Consider the following 16,929-nt stretch of genomic DNA (forward strand, 5'->3'; position numbering starts at 1 on the left):
CGTAACGATGCCACGATGACGCGGATCGCAGCGGTCCGCCCCGCGCTGCCGCCGTACCGGTATCCGCAGACCTCGCTGACCGAGGCGGTCGCCGCGATGTGCCTCCCGGACGGGCGCGGTACCGCGTTGCTGCGCCGGCTGCACGCCAACGCGGGCGTGTCGTACCGGCATCTCGCGCTGCCGCTGGAGGAGTACGCCGTACTCGACGACTTCGGCACCGCGAACGACGCGTGGATCGCGACCGCGGTGGACCTCGGCGCGGAGGCCGTCGCGGGCGCGGTGAAGGACGCGGGCCTGACGCTGGACGACGTCGACGTACTGATGTTCACCACGGTGACCGGAGTGGCGGCGCCGTCGATCGACGCGCGGGTGGCGTTGCGGCTCGGGCTGCGGGACGACGTGAAGCGGCTGCCGTTGTTCGGGCTGGGATGCGTCGGGGGAGCGGCCGGGATCGCGCGGCTGCACGACTACCTGACCGCCTGGCCGTCGCACGTCGCCGTACTGCTGTCGGTGGAGTTGTGCTCGTTGACGTTGCAGCGCGACGACGCCTCCTTGCCGAACCTGGTCGGCGGGGCGTTGTTCGGGGACGGCGCGGCGGCGGTGGTGATGACGGGTTCGGAGCATCCTTCGGCGTCGGGGCCGTCGGTGGTCGCCACCAGATCGCGGCTGTACCCGGATTCGGAGCGGGTGATGGGGTGGGACGTCGGCGCGGGCGGATTCCGGATCGTGCTCGGGGCCGACGTACCGGATGTGGTCCGGACCTACCTGGGTTCGGATGTGCGCGGGTTCCTCGGTGACCACGGGTTGAGCGTCGCGGACATCGGCACCTGGGTGAGTCATCCGGGCGGGCCGAAGGTGCTCGAGGCGGTCGCGGAGACGCTGGAGTTGCAGCCGGGGGCGTTGGAGCTGACGTGGAAGTCGCTCGATGCGGTGGGCAACTTGTCGTCGTCGTCGGTGCTGCACGTGCTCGGTGACACGATGCGGTTGGGTCCGTCCGGGCCCGGGGTGTTGCTGGCGATGGGTCCTGGTTTCTGTTCCGAGCTCGTCTTGATGGAGTGGTGATGTACGGCTGGTACGTCGGACTGGTGCTGCTGGTCGCCGCCGAGCGCGTGGCGGAACTCGTGGTGTCGCTGCGGAACGCACGCTGGAGCTTCTCCCGGGGCGGGGTGGAGGTGGGGCGGGGGCACTACCCGTTCATGGTGGCGTTGCACACGTTGTTGCTTGGGGCGTGTATGGCGGAGGCGGCGCATCGGTCGTTCGTGCCGTGGCTCGGGTGGACGATGTTCGCGGTGGTGCTGCTGGCGCAGGGGTTGCGGTGGTGGTGCATCACGGTGCTCGGTCATCAGTGGAACACCCGCGTGATCGTCGTACCCGGCCTGAAGCTCGTTGCCCGCGGCCCGTACCGCTGGCTGCGGCACCCGAACTACGTGGCCGTCGTCGCCGAGGGGATCGCGCTACCGCTGGTCCACACCGCGTGGCTCACCGCGCTGATCTTCACCGTCCTCAACATCCCGCTCCTGGCCGTCCGCATCCGCACCGAGGAAGCCGCCCTCAACTCGACCCTGGTCGCGTGAGCCGACCAACGCCGGCGGCCCGTGCGGGCTCGCCGCGGCCGGACGTCGACCTGCTGGTGGCCGGTGCCGGCCCGGCGGGCGCGGCGACCGCGATCCGGGCCGCCCTCGCCGGCCTGTCGGTCGTGGTCGTCGAGCCACGTACTGCCCCGATCGACAAGGCCTGCGGCGAAGGCATCGCGCACAGCGCGGTCGATTACCTCATCCGCTTGGGCGTGGATGTCCCCGGCCGCCCCTTCCACGGCATCCGCTACCTCGACGACACCCACTCGGTAGACGCGCGCTTCACGAGCGGCCCGGGCCGCGGAGTACGGCGTACCGCCCTCCAATCAGCCCTCGCCGCTCGCCTGGCCGCACTGGACATCCCCGTCATCCGGTCCCGCGTAGGCCCCATCACCCAGACCACAACCTCGGTAACAGCCGCCGGCCTCACCGCTCGCTACCTAGCCGCCGCCGACGGCCTCCACTCACCCATCCGCCGCCAACTCGGCCTCAACCACCCGCCCACCAACCACCCGCCGCCCAACGCCTCCTCGGCCGGGCCCGCCTCTCCAAACCCCTTCAACTCGCTCGGCCGCCTCTTCCAACACGCGCCGCACGGCGCTCCCGGCGCCGTGCGGCGCGGACTGCGGCGGCACTTCACCGTCGCCCCGTGGACGGATCTTGTGGAGGTGTACTGGTCACGCCTGGGGGAGGCCTACGTAACTCCCGTAGCGGACGACCTGGTCGGCGTGGCCGTGCTCACCTCGGCCCGCGGCACCTTCGACTCGCATCTCGACGCGTTCCCCGCCCTGAGGCGCCGGCTGCGCACCGCCCGACCGGCAACCGCCGTCCTCGGCGCCGGCCCGCTCCGCCAGCGCGTCCGCACCCGCACCGCCGGCCGCGTACTCCTGGTCGGCGACGCCGCCGGGTACGTCGACGCGCTCACCGGCGAAGGCATCGCGGTCGCCCTCCGTACCTCCGCCGAACTGGTCGACTGCCTCCGCGCCGACCGCCCGCAGGACTACGACGCCGCCTACCGCCGCGTCTCCTGGGAGTGCCGCCTGCTCACCGCATCGTTGCTCTGGTCCCGCAACCGCCGCCTGCTCGCTCCGCACATCGTCCCAACCGCCGCCCGGCTACCGACCCTCTACCGCACAATCGTCAACCGGTTGTCCTAGGCAACGTGCCACAGGCCCGGCGATCGCTCAGACGGTCGCCGGGCCTGTGGTGGGGCCGAGCTTCCTGGTGAAAAGCTCGGACCCGCAGCCCTTCCGGCCTCCTGGTGAAAGGCCGGACCGGCTGACAAGGAAGACTCTGTCAGTCGGATGTTGCCCAACAGTTGCCGGAATGTGAAGCCTTGTTACACAGGCCTGTGGCCTAGATCTCAGTGCCGATCTCAGTGCTCGGTCCGTACGGCGGCGATCTGCAACTGCAACGCCAACCGCTCCCGCGGATCCGAGAGATCCAGCTCCGCGATCTCCCCGATCCGCTTCATCCGGTGCCGCAAGGTGTTCGTGTGCAAGTGCAGCTCCCGCGCCGCCCGCTGCGGCTGCCCCGGGAAATCCAGCCACGCCTGCAACGTCTCGACGTACCCGGTGTCGTGCTCGATGTCGTGCCGCAGCAACGTCGCCAGCGGACCATCCATCTTGGTGGTATCAAGCGACGTCACCGCCCGATGCACCGTCAGCACGTGCCACGCCTGCTCCACGCGCAACGCCGGCCCGGGTGCCACCCCGCGCCGTACCAGTCCCAGCAGCTCAACCGCCTCGGCACGTGAACTCGGCAGATCAGCCGGCCCCCGCGCCGGGCCGCCCGCGGCCGCATACGTGCCGGGTGACTCGACCACCAGCTTCTGCAGCCAGTTCCACGACCCGGGTCCGTCTGCGTCCGTGACGACCGCCAGCACGGTCCCATCCAGATCGGCCAGCTGCGGTTCACTCCACCCGTGCCGACGTCCCGTCGACTCCCACAGGTCCAGCTGCTGCGGTACGTCGTACCCGTCCGGCGACCCGAGGGCCACCACCCGCCACGGCTGTCGTGGCAGCCGTACGTCGACCGGGTTGTCCGGCGAGAACTGCCGCAGTACCGTCCGCAGCCTGTCAATCGCGCTCCTGCGTGCTACGTCGGCCTGTGCCCGCAGCCGCAAGAGGTGCAACGCCAGCACCGACGCAGCGTTGCTGAGCTCGGTAGTGACTGCCTCGCTCACGGGACCGTCCACAACGGCCCAGATGGACCCCAGCCACTCACCACCAGCTCGTACAGGTACGACGAGCCGCGGACGGATCCCGTTGGGCCCGTCGGGTACCAGGAACGGTTCACTGGACCTGGCCAGCCGCCGAAAGATGCCGCGGGCCCGGAAATGGGCGATGACCTCCGGCGGCACCCGCCGACCGACAATGGTCGACACCCGGGCGGGGTCAGTGAAGTCCTGCCCCGACGAGTACGCCAGTACGCGCGACTGGTTGTCTTCAATCGTCACAGGCGCGTCGACGATCGCAGCAGCCGCGTCAGCCAGAGCAAACAGCTCCTGGTGTACGCCGGCGTCGCCAGCGGCAGGGGAGTCCGGTGCGGCGGCCCTGTCGAGCACACCACGCAACAGCCAGACCACGTGCGCCCAGGTGACGCTCGGCTGCAGTGCTACGAGTGTCATGGCCTCCCGCTCCGCGGCCGCGACAACAGCCGGCTCGTGTGCCAACGCCGTACGTAGAACCACACCTGACGCGTTTCCAGCCGCACAGCGCTCTACGAGTTCCACAGCGTCCTCTGCGTCGCGCAGACCGAGTCCGAGCACCAGGTCGCCCGGCTGACCGGTCGCCGGCTCCTGCGGGTCGGCCAGGAACACGTCCCGGATCTCGCTGTCGCCCTTGCCGGGCACCACGACCTCGAACAGTGCTGGGCCGACGGCGACGATCAGATCGGACGAGGAGATCATGAGGTTATTGTGCTCTGAGCACAGTCATTTGTCTCGGCAATGGTGTGATCGCACCATGACAGACGCTGGTACCGCCCGCACCATCGATACATGACCACAGTTGGTTCCACTCACCTCGTCCCGGATCGCGTCGCCGTCGTCGGCGCGGGCATGGTCGGCCTGGCGACCGCCTGGTTCCTCCAGGAGGCCGGTGTCGAGGTGACCGTGCTCGACCGGGAGGGCGTCGCCGCCGGCGCGTCCTGGGGCAACGCCGGCTGGCTGACCCCCGGCCTGGCCACGCCGCTGCCGGAACCGGCGGTCCTCAAGTACGGCGTCCGTGCGGTGCTGAGCCCTGCCTCACCGGTGTATGTCCCGCCGACCGCGAGCCCGCGGCTCCTCAAGTTCCTCACCCGCTTCGCTCGCAACAGCACCGCCGGACGCTGGAAGACCGCGATGGACGCGCTGGTCCCGATCAACCGGCAGTCGCTGGCCGCTTTCGACTTCCTGGCCGACGCCGGTGTCCAGGCGCAGACCCACGAGGCCAAGTCGTTCCTGGCCGCCTACCGGACGGTCGAGGAGCGCAAGGTGCTGCTCGAGGAGATCGAGCAGATCCACGCCGCCGGCCAGGGCATCGAGTTCGAGGCGATCAGCGGCGACGACGCCCGCGAGATCGAGCCTTCGCTGTCCGACGCGATCGGCGCCGCGATCCGGCTGCACGGTCAGCGTTTCATCAACCCGGGCGAGTACGTGAACCTGCTCGCCGACTCGGTGATCGCCCGCGGCGGCCAGATCATCAGCGGCATCGTGGTCAAGGACATCGTCGACGAGATCCGCGGCGTCCGGCTGGTCACCGCGGACGGCGAGACCGATCCGTTCGACGCGGTCGTGATGGCGACCGGCGCCTGGCTGACCGACCTGGCCAAGCAGTTCGGCGTCCGGACCGTCGTCCAGGCGGGCCGCGGGTACAGCTTCAGCGTGCCGATGGCGCACGTACCGGCCGGCCCGGTGTATTTCCCGGCACAGCGGATCGCCTGCACGCCGCTCGGCGACCGGCTGCGGGTGGCCGGGATGATGGAGTTCCGCAAGCCCGAGGCGAAGCTCGACCCGCGCCGGATCGACGCGATCGTCGACGCCGCCCGGCCGCTGCTCCGGGACGCCGACCTGGACGCGCGGACCTTCGAGTGGGTCGGCCCGCGGCCCTGTACGCCGGACGGCCTGCCGCTGATCGGCGCCACCGCCTCGCCGCGGGTGTTCGCCGCCGGCGGGCACGGCATGTGGGGTATCACGCTCGGCCCGATCACCGGCCGGCTGCTGGCCGAGACCATCACCACCGGCCGCACCCCGGAGGAGCTGCGCCCCTTCGACCCACTGCGTTGACCACGGGGAGGGGCCCCGACGACGTGGTCCCTCCGTCCCGCTGACCGTCACCTCGAGCAGCCTCGGTGAGCCTCCTCAGGGCAGCGCCTCATCTGCCCGCGCCTCCTCCGGCCACCCACCCTGCTCCGGTCAGCCCCAAGAGCGGGCCCTGGCGACTTTCTCCTGCCCAGGGCCCGCTCTTTCATTTTCTGTCGGCGGCCTGTGCCATCGTTCGGGCATGGTGCTCAGGTGGTACTCAGTCGTGGTCGACTGCCACGACGTACGCAAGCAGGCGGACTGGTGGGCCGAGGCGCTCGGCTGGAAGACGATCTACGCGACCGACGACGAGTGTGTGAACGTCCCCGGCTGGGTCGACGAAGACTCGCTCAAGGACGTTCCGTGGGAGCGGATCGGCCCCGGCATGGTCTTCGTGCCGGTCCCCGAGGGCAAGACGGTGAAGAACCGCCTGCACCTCGACCTCGCCCCACACACCAGCCAGGACCGGGACGCCGAGATCGCCCGCCTCGAGTCCCTGGGCGCCCGCCGCGCCGACGTCGGCCAGCCCGCCGACGCCTCCTTCACCGTCCTCACCGACCCCGAAGGCAACGAGTTCTGCGTCCTCAGCTCCCGCGACGCCTGACCATGCTCACAGTCACCTCAACTGCCCGCGTTCCCGAGCTGACAGGACTCATGCGTACGGCGTGGTGGATGAGCGACCGCACGCCGGCCGATGTCGAGCGCCTGCTCGCGAACTCCGACCTGGCCTTCGCCGTGCTGGACGACGACAAGCTGGTCGGCTTCGCCCGCGTCCTCACGGACTACACGTACGTCGCCCTGATGCTGGACGTGATCGTCGACGAGTCGCACCGGGGCACCGGCGTCGGCGCCGTACTGCTCGACGCCGTCGTCGACCATCCCGCGCTGGCGGACGTCCGCAGCCTGGAGCTCGTGTGTCAGCCCGACCTGGTGCCGTTCTACCGGCGCTGGGGATTCACGGACCAGGTCGGCTCCTCGCGGCTGATGCGGCGTACGGCGGATGCACGACTGACCGGCTGACAGGGTTGCCGAGTGGGGGAGCGGGCGGGCACGATCGGCTGCACTGCCGGCGACGTACGGAGGCTTTGGCTGATGAACGGAACTGAACCGCCGGCGTGGGCCGCGAAGGCTCGACCGGTCGTGGACGTTGCCGGCCGGATCCTGTGCCTGGTGCTCGGCGCGGCGCTGCTGGTCGCCGGGCTCGTCGGGATCTTCACCGGCGTCGACGAGGGTCCGCTGGTGACGGTCCTCGCCGCCGGTCTGCTGCTGATCGTCATGCCGTCGATCGTCGACCGGATCCGGTCGCTCAAGCTCGGGCAGTTCGAGGTGGATCTACTCCGCCAGATGGCGGAGTCCGCGAAGAAGACCGCCGACGCCCTCGAGCGGCTCGGTATGCGCCAGGAGCTCTCGGCGTACGCGACGATCTACACCGAGCTGCGCGAGTCCGACCTGACCGCGCTCCGCGGCCAGATCCTCGACCGGATCCTGCGGCGGGTCGCGAACGCGGCCGCCGTGGAGAAGTTCGACAAGGACGAGGTCGCCGAGCTGTTCCGGGCCGGTTCACCGGTCGTCCGGGTGATCGCGCTCGGCCTGATGGAGGGCGACCGCTCGCTGATCGACAGCTCGATCCTGCTGGACGCGATCAACGGCCCGCTGACCGGCAACGAGCAGTTTCACGCGCTCAAGCTCGTCCAGGGCGGGTGGGGGCGGCTGACTCCCGACGAGCGCCACCAGGTGCTCGCGGCCCTCGACCACAATCCGAAGCTTCAGGAAGGCCCGGACCGGGTCGCCATGGCACAACAGATCCGGGAGCTCGGAGCGAACTCCCGGATCGGCTGAACTGTCTTTTCAGACTGTTTTTTCAGTTGGGTCAGTGCGTGTGCGGCTCGGTGCCGTGCTCCGCCTCGTGGGCGGCGATCTGTGCCTTGACCTCTTCCATGTCGACCGCGCGCAGCTGGCCGATCAGGTCCTCCAGGCTGGCCGCGGGGAGCGCCCCGGCCTGGGAGTACAGCACGACACCGTCGCGAACCGCCATCAAGGTCGGGATGGAACTGATCTGGAAGGCCTGCGCCAGCTCACCCTGAGCCTCGGTGTCGACCTTGCCGAACGTGATGTCCGCGTGCTGCTCGGACGACTTCTCGAAAACCGGTCCGAACATCTTGCACGGGCCACACCACTCGGCCCAGAAATCCACCAGCACGAGACCGTCGCCACCGACCACCTCGTTGAAGTTGTCCTGGGTCAGCTCGACCGTTGCCACTACGACCTCCGAAAGTAGTTGAGTACGCCGTAGTCAACACCGGCGGCCCCACGACTTGTTCCCGCACCCCGGCCGCGCACGGACGCCGATCTCGTACGCCGTACGACCTGACCGGAATGCGGAGTCTCGAATGTGAGCTGGGCCACGTTGTCAGATCGGCATGTCCACGAAGGGTGACGCGTAGTCCTGCACCTCGTCGAGGATCGAGGCGGCGTCCTCCGGGGTCAGCCCGGAACGGTCGCGCTCCGCGACGATCATCTGCCGCAGCAGCCGGGTCTCGCCCGCCGTCGCCAGCCCGGTGATCTCCGGGTGCCCGTTCAGCAGCCACGCGGTCGCGGCGGTGATGTACCGCTGCTCGTCGAACGGCCGGTACCAGGTGTCGTACGACTTCTGCTCGCCGTCGGCCCAGTTCCGCCGGGCGATCATCTTGATCGTCATCAGCGCCGCGTCGGACGCCTGCACGGCCTCGACCAGCGCCGCGTAGTCGGCGGCGTACTGCGGATCCGTCGACAGCTTGTAGTTCAGCGGCGTCAGCACGCTGTCGAAGTCGAAGCGGCGCAGCCCCTCGGTGTGCACCGACGGCGCCTGCGCGGTGTGGCCGGTGATCCCGATGGCGCCCACCATGCCCTCGTCCTTGGCCCGGATCGCCGCCTCCAGCGAGCCGCCCTTGCCAGTCACGAGATCGAGGTTCTCCAGATCGCAGACCGCGTGCATCTGGATCAGGTCGACGTGGTCGGTCTGCAGCCGCTCGAGCGACCGGTTGATCTCGCTCCAGGCCTCCTCGAAGGTCCGGCGGCCGGTCTTGGTGGCGAGGAAGATCCGGTCCCGGATCTCAGGCATCCGCGGGCCGAGGCGGAGCTCGGCCTCGCCGTAGTCGGCGGCCACGTCGAAATGGTTGATACCGGCGTCGAGTGCTTCCTGGATCGAGGCGTCGGCGCGGTCCTGGTCGACGCCGCCGAGGGAGGCCGCGCCGTAGATGAGTACCGAGCTCTGGTGGCCGAGTCTGCCCAGCCGGCGAGTTTCCATCCTGGTCCTCCAGGGGGTAGCAGGGAACACTGCCGACCTTATGCCCGGAGGGCCCGTCGGCAAGCGGTTGTCCACAGCCGACTTTGACCCCGTCACCACGGGAGAGTTTTCCACAGCGGAGTGGCCGGATCAGTTACTATCTGTGATCATATGGTGCGTTCTTTTACCATGTTGTTCGCACGGATTTTCGAACCTGTCCGCGGCGTGTGGCATGGTGTGCGCTGCCCGGACGACCCGATCGGGCATGAGAGAGGAGCTATGACGACGGTACCGAAGGTGTCACGCTTGGCCGGTATGTGCCGGAGCGAGGGTGACACTGCCCGCATGCGGGGTAACAGTATGGCTGCGGGGAGCGATGGACCATCCGGATCCTGGTTTCAGGTCTCCCGGAGGTCGGTTGCGTGCCGTATCCTCCCGGCTACTGTCCGCGTAACTGCTGTCTGAGGGGCGGGTAGGGATGAGTTGGTGGCGAACAGTACTGAATCTGCCGCCAAAAGGTGAGCACTGGTCGGATCAGCGCCGGACCAAGAAACCCGGCAAGGGCCGCCCGCAGAGTACCGCGCCGGAGTGGTGGGCCCACCCCGGCGGGCCGGTGTCCCCTACCCCTCGCCAGGCGCAGGGGGTGGCCGCGCAGTACTCCGCTCCGCAGAACCAGACCCCGCCGCCGAACGGTGGCGTCATGGCACCTCCCCGCCGCCCGGGCGGCCGGACGCCGGACAGCGCCCCGCAGCAACCGGGACCGCGTCCGCCCGAGCGTTTGAAACAGCGTTCCCCGCACGGCGCGCACGCCGCACCCGGAGCCCCGCCCCGCGAGGTGCTGGCACCGGGACAGACGCCGTGGTCGACCGAGCCCGAGTCGTCGTTCTCCACCTGGGCGCGACGGTTCTTCCGCGGCCTCGTGGTCGTCGTACTGCTGCTGGCCGCGATCAGCGGGATCCGCTCCTGGATCGCCCCGAACCGGACGCCCCAGACGGTGGTCAGCGGCCAGAGCAGCTTCCCCTCCGACGAGGCCCGCGCGGTCGCGACCCGGTACGCCGTGGCGTACCTGACGTGGGACGAGAACAACCCCGACGCCCGTCCGGCGCAGGTCGGCCTCGACCTCGCGGCCGGGCTGGACGGCCGGGCCGGCTGGAACGGCCGTGGCAAGCAGACCGCCGACGTCGCGTACCCGGGCCAGGTCACCGCCGACCAGAACGGCATCACCGCCGTCGTCGACGTCCGCGTCCGGGTGCACACGTTCAACCGGCAGGGCGGCAACGCGTTCACCGCCGGCCCGGTCGTCTGGGACCGGCTGTCGGTGCCGGTCGCGCTGACGTCCGCCCGGGTGGTGGTCAGCGGGCCGCCGACGTTCGTACCCGACGAGCGCGCGCCGCTACCGGCCAACATGCCCGAGTCCGGCAAGCCCGACGACGACCTGACCTCGGCGACCGAGAAGGACGCCGAGGCGTTCTTCGCGGCGTACGCCGAGTCGGACAACAAGGTGTCCGCGGTGACCGCGCCCGGCTCGACCATCCGCAGCCTGAACGGTGCGGTGAAGTTCGGTGAACTCAAGGACTGGCAGGTGTACGCCGGCAACGACGACGAGCGGCAGGCGACCGCGGCCGTCACCTGGGACGGCGTGGGCGATACCACGCTGGACCAGACGTACACGCTCACGCTGAGGCGTACTGTCGCCACGGACGGAGCACAGCGATGGCAAGTGGCTGCCGTCGGATGAATCCAGCGACTGGCCATCGGATGACCGAAGCAACAAGGGAGACACCGCAATGACGACCCACGAACTGGCTGCGAGCGTGGTGCAGCTCGCCGTGCCCATGGCCGGCAACCCCAATGTCCCGACCGGTGCGGACTTCAAGGACTGGGTCCTGGTCATCGCGGGGAACATCTTCATCGCGATCCTGGTGCTGCGTGCGATCGGCCACTACTTCAAGCGTGAGTGGGGCGAGCTGTTCGGCCATATCGCGGCCGGGATCCTGGTCGGCGGGCTGATCTACGCCAACAACCAGACCATCAACGTGCTCAAGGGCTTCTGGGGATTGCTTTCCGGGGGCAATTGATGCGCGTCGGCCGTACCCTCACCCACCACTTCGAGATCGAGACCCGGCAGTACGACCTGCTGGGGATCGACCTCGGCGAAGGCGCGCGCCGCCGGATGATCATCTTCGGCGCCGTGGTCATCGTGCTCTGGGTGGCGCTGCTGTTCCCGTTCATCGGCGTACCGCAGAAGCCCACCGTGAGCCTGTACGTCGTCCCGCCGTTCGTGATCACCGCGTTCGGCTGGCGGCCGGGGAAGTTCCACGAACGCCGCCGCCGGGTCACCGAGTGGGCGCTGGCCGTCCGGTACGCCTTGCGTGCGCACCGGCCGATCATCGGCCTCGGGGCCCGGGCCGCCGACAAGTCGGAATACCTGCCCTGGCGGGAGCGGATGTCGACCAGGAAGGTCGCGGACCTGGCGAAGGCCCGGATCACGCCCGAGTGGGATCGCGAAGTGGTGGTGGAGGTCGATCCGATGGTCCGCGCGGGTGCGGACATCACGGTCAACCAGCGGGCCCGCCTGCTGGGAGCGGAACACGTACAACGGGTGAGTCGCAGGACGTCGTCAGGAAGAGGCCTGGATGAAGATCGCTGACAAGCTCCTGAACCTGGTGGGGGTCGGTCGCGAGCGGGGGCTCCCGCCGCCGCGCCTGGTCGCCATCGCCGACGGCCTGCTGGTCACCGAACGCAGCGCCGAGGCGTGGTTCCTGATCTCGGTCGCGAACACCGACCTGGCCACCGAGGCCGAGCAGGACGCCGCCCTGGACGCCGCGATCAGCGCGGCCGCGACCATCCTCGGCGACCGGCTCAGCCACCTGAAGGTGGTCTGGGGCCGCTCCACCGGTCAGGACTACATCGACTCGGTGGCCGGCCACTACCGGCTCGGCGACCACGAGGCGTGGGCGCAGACCCGGGCCGACCGGATCGACGAGATGCGGATGCCGGAGCGGTACGTCGCCCTCGGCGTCCACCTGTCCGACCGCGACCCCCGGGCGACCGCCCAGGTCCGGGGTTCGATCAGCGACGCCCTCGGGACGACGTCGTGGCGGGTGAGCGCGCGTGAGCTCGCGCACCTGGACGAGCGGGTGCGCAAGCTCGCTCGTCAGCTCGGCTCGACCGTCTGGCGCGCGCACACCGCACCCGCCGAGGTGATCTCCTGGCTGATCAGCCGGGAGATGCACCGCGGTGCGGTCGCGGCGCCCCGGCGCGGCCTGATCACCGGCGCCTCGCTGGCCCGGCTGACGTCCGGCCGGGTGGTGCCGTACACCGACCACCTGCGGATCTACGACACCCGCGGCCAGATCGCGGCGTACACGACCGTCCTGGCGATGACCGACTTCCCGGAGGAGCTCGAGACGCCGGGCGCGGGGGAGTGGCTGCGGACGCTGTCCGAGATCAAGGCGATCGACGACGACGGCGACGAGATCGACGTCACCGTCGAGGCCTCGGTCCGGTTCCGGGTGCTCAGCAAGAAGACCGCGCGGAACCTCGTCGACGAGACCCGGAAGAGCGCCAAGGAACAGCGCCGCTCGGCCGCCAAGGGCACCGCGGAGGAGACCGCCGACGAGATCGTCGAGACCGAACGCGTGATGCGCGAGGTCAAGCGCGACATCAACCGCAGCGGCCTCACCCTGGTCGAGGACCACCCGCGGCTGCTGGTCAGCGCGGACACCCGCGAGGACCTCGAGGCGTACGTCGACGCCGTCATCGCGCACTACGCCGACCGCGGCATCACGGTCGCCGTCGGCGCCGACGAGCAGCGCGACCTGTGGCTCGAGTCGCTGCCCGGCGACCAGTTGCGGGTGCCGGACCTCGGGCACGTCCGCGAGTCGACCGCGTTCTTCGGCTCGTGGTTCTGGGGCGGTGCGTCGATCGGTGACGCTACCGGCCCCGCGATCGGGTACCTGACCGGCTCGACGCCGGGCCTGGTCCGCTTCGACGCGGCCGCCGGTTCGGCGCTCGGCGACGCGACCACGACGCTGTTCCTCGGCCGGTCCGGTCGAGGAAAGACCACCGCCGCGATGCTGGGCGGCCTGGATTCCGCGTTCGCCGGCGCCTGGGTCCCGCTGCTGGACCTGAAGGGCGACGCCGCCGGGGTATCAGCAGTCGCCGCCGAGTACGGCGTACCGACCGCTGTCATCGAGATCACCGCCCAGTTCTCCGGCGCCGCGGACCTGCTCCGCGTCCTGCCGGTCGACGACGCCTTGCTGCAGGCGCCGTCCCAGCTGATGCTGCTGCTCCCGCCGCATCTTCGGGGTGCGGCCGAGGCCCCGGTGGTCGCCGCCACCCGGGCCGAGATCCAGTCGCCGGACCCGTCCTCCTGGGGCGTCATCCAGCGACTGTGCAACTCCGGAGAGGAGACCGTCCGTACGGTCGGTTTCGCCCTCCGCGACCTGGTCGAGACCGGGCTCGGCTCGGTCGTCGCCGGCCCGCCGTCCGGCCTCTCCTCCCTGACCACGAACCCAGGCCTCTGGGTCGTCCAGATGCCCGGACTCACCCTCCCGTCACCGGAGTCGGCCCCGGAGTCCTGGTCCCCGATCGAACGCGTCGGCATGGCCTGCCTCCGCGGCTGCCTCGCCTGGATGATCCGCACCACCGGCCGCCGCGAGTTCCGCGGCCGCTCGAAGGTCGTCATCGTCCCCGAGGTCCACCTGCTCACCAAGACCCCCGACGGCGCCTCGTTCCTCGACTACATCGCCCGCGTCGGCCGCGCCCTCGGCGCCTCCCTCGTCCTGGACACCCAGGACCCGGCGTCGATCCTCAAACTCCCCGGCCTGGTGGAGCAGATCACCACCCTGTTCGCCTTCAGCCTCCGCTCCCGCGAACAGGTCGACTCCCTGCTCGAACTCCTCGGCCGCCCCCAGACGGCGCCGTACCAAACCCTCGTCCGAGGCATCAACACCGCCGCCAACGGCAAATCCATCCGCCACGGCCACTGCATCATGCGCGACCGCTGGGACGAAGTAGCCACCGTCCAGATCGACATCCCCAGCCAGCAGGTCGCCACCCTCCTCCGCACCACCCCCGAATCCGAACACGCCGCCGGGCCCGTTCAGCCCGTCGACCAGCCTCTGGCCGAGGAAGACCCCTTCGCCGAAGACAGCGAAGAAACGCTGGAACCAGCCGCCACCGCCCAAGCGGCGATCAACACCTTCCAGCCCGCGGCCCGCTACCCCCTCACCCACACCGACACCCCGCGTCACGACGCAGCCCCGTCAGCGTCCACCGCAACAGTCCCCGCGGCGCCCAACGGAGCAGTCCCCGCGGCGTCCAACGGCGGCGTCGCCAACGGCCAGGTCCACGTTGGCCCGGCCGCTGCCACACCCAACGCATCCGGCACCGCAGAGCCTTCCAGTGCAGCTGGTCACACGAGCACTCCCGGCGCCGCGAACGCGACCGGAGCCCCACCAGCGACACCTACAGCAAACTCGGCCCCCCTCGCCGAATCCTCCTTCCCCGCTGCCCCATCATCTCCGGCCGCACCCCCCGCCCAGCCCGCGGCGGCCACCACCGAACCTCCAGTGGCCCAACAAAACGGCCACCCCCCCACCCCAAACCCCACCAGCAGCCAGGACCAGCGCCACCCCCTCCGCTACGAGTCCCCGATAGGCCCCGACGAGGTCTACGACCAAGAAGCAGACGAAGCGGCCTACAACGAGGCGATGTACCCAGCCGACGGCACCACGACCTCCGAAACCCCAGACAACGACTCCCCACGCCCAGGCGGCAACAAGGAGCACGTCGCATGAGGTGGCAACGCCGCCTCCGCACCGCGGCCACCGTCCTCGCCTTCTCCCTGATCATCACCTCCCAACTAGCCCTCGCCGCCGACCCGAAACCCGGCCCCACCAACCCCACCGGTTTCGCCGACCTCCTCCCCACCCCCGACCTAACCCATGGCGACACCCGAACCCTCTTCGAGCAGTACAGCCCGATGGATTACGGACTGGACTTCGACACGGGTCTCACTGACACCTTCAACATGATCTTCAACGGGTACGCCTACATCGTGATGATGTACATCTTGGCGATCACCCGTGCGGCGATCTCCGTTGGCTGGTGGCTCTTCTCGTTCACCGACGTCAAACCGCTCACGGATGCGACTTCGACCACCATCGGAGCGACGGGGACGCAGTTGGTCGGATGGCTGTTGCCTTCCGCTCTGGCCTTCGGGGCTGTTGCGGCATACATGCAGCGCCGAGCAACGGGAAGCGCGCTGGGACAGTTGGTTTGGGTCCTGGTCGCCGGTGTTCTCAGCATCAGCTTCGCGGTGGCGCCGGCGACTTGGTTGCGTGGTGTCGATGGTGCGCGCCAGATGGGTGCAAGCGCGGTGATGACTGCATCTTCCGACGCTCTCGGGCCGACGATCCAGAGTCCGATTCCCTGGCCGGAGCCGGGCTTCACAGGTACGCCGCGAGACACGTTGCTCCGAAAATCGGCCGATGCCAGTTGGCGAGGGTTTGCTGTCACGCCATGGTGCATCGCGGAGTTCGGATCGATTTCCGCGTGCGAGCGATACGGCAAGGGGATGCTCGATGTCGGTGTCAGTGCGGACGCGCGCAAGGATTACGTCAACAAGGTGATCGTTCCCGCCGAAGGCGGTAACGATGCCCCGACCGTGAAGTGGATCAAGGGTGACAACCCGTTCGGTCGCACGGCTGTCGTCATGCTTGCGGCAATCGCGGCGACCCTCTTCGGGTTCCTGAACATCGGTCTCGCCTTCACTGCCCTCATGGCGTTTATCGGAGCTTTGCTGCTACTGGTCGTCGGTGTCTTTTTCGCTTGCCTCTGGATCATCCCTGGCCGGCCTCGCCAATGGGGATTGAACTGGTTCGAGGCATTGGTCGGGCTTGTCCTGCAATCGTTCCTGGCCATGCTTGTCTTCGGGACGGCACTGACCTTGGTGACTGCCGTCTTCACCTTGAGCGGCCCGTTGGGCTGGCTCCCGGTGACCGGACTGGCAATCGTCGTCCTGATCGTCGGATTCCGGCTTCGCCGACTCCTCGACAGTCTGACGACAATGATGCGGCCTGGGACGGGGAGCATCATGCTGGGCGGCCTGGCGAGGCGTGGTGCAACGGGTGCGGTCAAGCGAGTTATGAATGCTCTCGGCGCCCGAACTCCGACGCCTGCTCCCTCCGAGCGGGCTCGAGATCGCACTCGTGCGTCGGAATCGACGTCGCAGCGGGTCTCCTCGGTCCGGGTATATCGCCAGGCTCCGATCGTCGGCTCGCTTTCACGAGGCACGGCCGCGGGCTCGCCGTACGAGCTGTCACCGGGACCTGAGAGACGTCGCCCGGATGGAGGAGCCGCCCCGGCTCCGGGCGCCGGCGGCCAACCTGGCGCGTCGGTGGCTGGCGGCGGCGCAGGTGGGAGACTCGCCGCTGCAGCTGCTCCACTCCGCGGTACCTCGGCAGTGAATCTGGCCCGTGCGCGGTCGCAGTCGAACGACTCTGACAAGCGTCGTAGGATCTCCGTCACGAGTGCGGGAGTTGCGGCGCCTGCGGCCTCCGGTTCGCGGGGGTCTGCTGAGGCGCCGAAGGCCCGGCATTCTCGTCGCCCGATCCCGGTGCCGTCCAACGACGTTCGTTATGAGCCCCGTGCGCACACGCATTCGGCGAGCTTGCGGGAAGGTCCGCCGAAGGGGCAGCGGACGCGGCGGAAGCCGGTGCCTTCGCAGGCCCGGCGCTACCGTGACTACTCGACCGTCACCAAGGACGGCGTGACGGTACACGTCCCGACGCGCAGGTGAT

The 16,929-nt window shown here is 69.4% G+C and carries 15 protein-coding genes; 12 read left to right on the plus strand and 3 right to left on the minus strand.

The window, feature by feature from the left end; genetic code table 11:
- The first annotated feature begins 15 nt into the window (after positions 1-15).
- The 3 genes from AB0M51_RS02385 to AB0M51_RS02395 are packed head-to-tail and all read left to right on the plus strand — an operon-like array spanning position 16 to position 2,731.
- A complete protein-coding gene (locus AB0M51_RS02385; protein ID WP_344189742.1) occupies positions 16-1,062 on the plus strand; it encodes a type III polyketide synthase in 1,047 nt (348 codons plus the stop codon).
- A complete protein-coding gene (locus AB0M51_RS02390) occupies positions 1,062-1,574 on the plus strand; it encodes an isoprenylcysteine carboxyl methyltransferase family protein (RefSeq protein WP_344189740.1) in 513 nt (170 codons plus the stop codon). Before AB0M51_RS02385 ends, AB0M51_RS02390 begins: the two co-directional genes overlap by 1 nt.
- Complete coding sequence (locus AB0M51_RS02395) at positions 1,571-2,731, plus strand: monooxygenase (RefSeq protein WP_344189738.1); 1,161 nt, start codon at positions 1,571-1,573, stop codon at positions 2,729-2,731. Before AB0M51_RS02390 ends, AB0M51_RS02395 begins: the two co-directional genes overlap by 4 nt.
- A 218-nt stretch (positions 2,732-2,949) precedes the next feature.
- Here the strand turns inward: AB0M51_RS02395 and AB0M51_RS02400 are convergent, their stop codons facing one another.
- Entirely contained in the window at positions 2,950-4,485 is a 1,536-nt protein-coding gene (locus AB0M51_RS02400; RefSeq protein WP_344189736.1) for a helix-turn-helix domain-containing protein, read from the minus strand.
- A gap of 90 nt (positions 4,486-4,575) precedes the next feature.
- Between AB0M51_RS02400 and AB0M51_RS02405 the strand changes: the two genes are divergently transcribed.
- From AB0M51_RS02405 to AB0M51_RS02420, 4 genes are all read left to right on the plus strand, one after another.
- Entirely contained in the window at positions 4,576-5,841 is a 1,266-nt protein-coding gene (locus tag AB0M51_RS02405; protein WP_344189734.1) for an FAD-dependent oxidoreductase, read from the plus strand.
- A 217-nt stretch (positions 5,842-6,058) separates the two neighbouring features.
- Entirely contained in the window at positions 6,059-6,460 is a 402-nt protein-coding gene (locus tag AB0M51_RS02410; protein WP_344189732.1) for a VOC family protein, read from the plus strand.
- A gap of 68 nt (positions 6,461-6,528) precedes the next feature.
- A complete protein-coding gene (locus AB0M51_RS02415) occupies positions 6,529-6,876 on the plus strand; it encodes a GNAT family N-acetyltransferase (protein ID WP_363747771.1) in 348 nt (115 codons plus the stop codon).
- A 72-nt stretch (positions 6,877-6,948) separates the two neighbouring features.
- Positions 6,949-7,695, plus strand: a complete 747-nt coding sequence (locus AB0M51_RS02420; protein WP_344189730.1) for a hypothetical protein — start codon at positions 6,949-6,951, stop codon at positions 7,693-7,695.
- Between the two features lie 31 nt (positions 7,696-7,726).
- On the opposite strand, the gene trxA is transcribed toward AB0M51_RS02420, so the two are convergent.
- Positions 7,727-8,116: a thioredoxin gene (trxA, locus tag AB0M51_RS02425; RefSeq protein WP_344189728.1), complete on the minus strand. Its 390-nt coding sequence runs from the start codon at positions 8,114-8,116 to the stop codon at positions 7,727-7,729.
- Between the two features lie 150 nt (positions 8,117-8,266).
- Complete coding sequence (locus AB0M51_RS02430) at positions 8,267-9,142, minus strand: aldo/keto reductase (RefSeq protein WP_344189726.1); 876 nt, start codon at positions 9,140-9,142, stop codon at positions 8,267-8,269.
- Positions 9,143-9,821: 679 nt separating this feature from the next.
- Here AB0M51_RS02430 and AB0M51_RS02435 point away from each other — a divergent pair.
- The 5 genes from AB0M51_RS02435 to AB0M51_RS02455 are packed head-to-tail and all read left to right on the plus strand — an operon-like array spanning position 9,822 to position 16,928.
- A complete protein-coding gene (locus AB0M51_RS02435) occupies positions 9,822-10,859 on the plus strand; it encodes a conjugal transfer protein (protein ID WP_344189724.1) in 1,038 nt (345 codons plus the stop codon).
- A gap of 49 nt (positions 10,860-10,908) precedes the next feature.
- The gene (locus AB0M51_RS02440) at positions 10,909-11,199 is read left to right on the plus strand and encodes a hypothetical protein (RefSeq protein ID WP_344189722.1); all 291 of its coding nucleotides are present in this window, start codon (positions 10,909-10,911) and stop codon (positions 11,197-11,199) included.
- Positions 11,199-11,771, plus strand: a complete 573-nt coding sequence (locus AB0M51_RS02445; RefSeq protein ID WP_344189720.1) for a hypothetical protein — start codon at positions 11,199-11,201, stop codon at positions 11,769-11,771. Before AB0M51_RS02440 ends, AB0M51_RS02445 begins: the two co-directional genes overlap by 1 nt.
- Complete coding sequence (locus AB0M51_RS02450; RefSeq protein ID WP_363747775.1) at positions 11,758-14,925, plus strand: ATP-binding protein; 3,168 nt, start codon at positions 11,758-11,760, stop codon at positions 14,923-14,925. The genes AB0M51_RS02445 and AB0M51_RS02450 overlap by 14 nt, the downstream gene beginning before the upstream one ends.
- Entirely contained in the window at positions 14,922-16,928 is a 2,007-nt protein-coding gene (locus AB0M51_RS02455; RefSeq protein WP_363747777.1) for a hypothetical protein, read from the plus strand. Before AB0M51_RS02450 ends, AB0M51_RS02455 begins: the two co-directional genes overlap by 4 nt.
- Position 16,929: the final 1 nt, after the last annotated feature.

Origin of the sequence: Kribbella sp. NPDC051137 (assembly GCF_040682535.1) — a bacterium.
GTDB lineage: Bacteria > Actinomycetota > Actinomycetes > Propionibacteriales > Kribbellaceae > Kribbella > Kribbella karoonensis.

What these genes read in the sequence shown, in the direction of transcription:
- AB0M51_RS02420 (WP_344189730.1), top strand. Translation starts at nt 6,949, where the DNA reads ATGAACGGAACTGAACCGCCGGCGTGGGCCGCGAAGGCTCGACCGGTC.
- AB0M51_RS02390 (WP_344189740.1), top strand. Translation starts at nt 1,062, where the DNA reads ATGTACGGCTGGTACGTCGGACTGGTGCTGCTGGTCGCCGCCGAGCGC.
- AB0M51_RS02400 (WP_344189736.1), bottom strand. Translation starts at nt 4,485, where the DNA reads ATGATCTCCTCGTCCGATCTGATCGTCGCCGTCGGCCCAGCACTGTTC.
- AB0M51_RS02445 (WP_344189720.1), top strand. Translation starts at nt 11,199, where the DNA reads ATGCGCGTCGGCCGTACCCTCACCCACCACTTCGAGATCGAGACCCGG.
- AB0M51_RS02405 (WP_344189734.1), top strand. Translation starts at nt 4,576, where the DNA reads ATGACCACAGTTGGTTCCACTCACCTCGTCCCGGATCGCGTCGCCGTC.
- AB0M51_RS02435 (WP_344189724.1), top strand. Translation starts at nt 9,822, where the DNA reads ATGGCACCTCCCCGCCGCCCGGGCGGCCGGACGCCGGACAGCGCCCCG.
- AB0M51_RS02385 (WP_344189742.1), top strand. Translation starts at nt 16, where the DNA reads ATGACGCGGATCGCAGCGGTCCGCCCCGCGCTGCCGCCGTACCGGTAT.
- AB0M51_RS02455 (WP_363747777.1), top strand. Translation starts at nt 14,922, where the DNA reads ATGAGGTGGCAACGCCGCCTCCGCACCGCGGCCACCGTCCTCGCCTTC.
- AB0M51_RS02440 (WP_344189722.1), top strand. Translation starts at nt 10,909, where the DNA reads ATGACGACCCACGAACTGGCTGCGAGCGTGGTGCAGCTCGCCGTGCCC.
- AB0M51_RS02450 (WP_363747775.1), top strand. Translation starts at nt 11,758, where the DNA reads ATGAAGATCGCTGACAAGCTCCTGAACCTGGTGGGGGTCGGTCGCGAG.
- AB0M51_RS02430 (WP_344189726.1), bottom strand. Translation starts at nt 9,142, where the DNA reads ATGGAAACTCGCCGGCTGGGCAGACTCGGCCACCAGAGCTCGGTACTC.
- AB0M51_RS02410 (WP_344189732.1), top strand. Translation starts at nt 6,059, where the DNA reads ATGGTGCTCAGGTGGTACTCAGTCGTGGTCGACTGCCACGACGTACGC.
- AB0M51_RS02415 (WP_363747771.1), top strand. Translation starts at nt 6,529, where the DNA reads ATGAGCGACCGCACGCCGGCCGATGTCGAGCGCCTGCTCGCGAACTCC.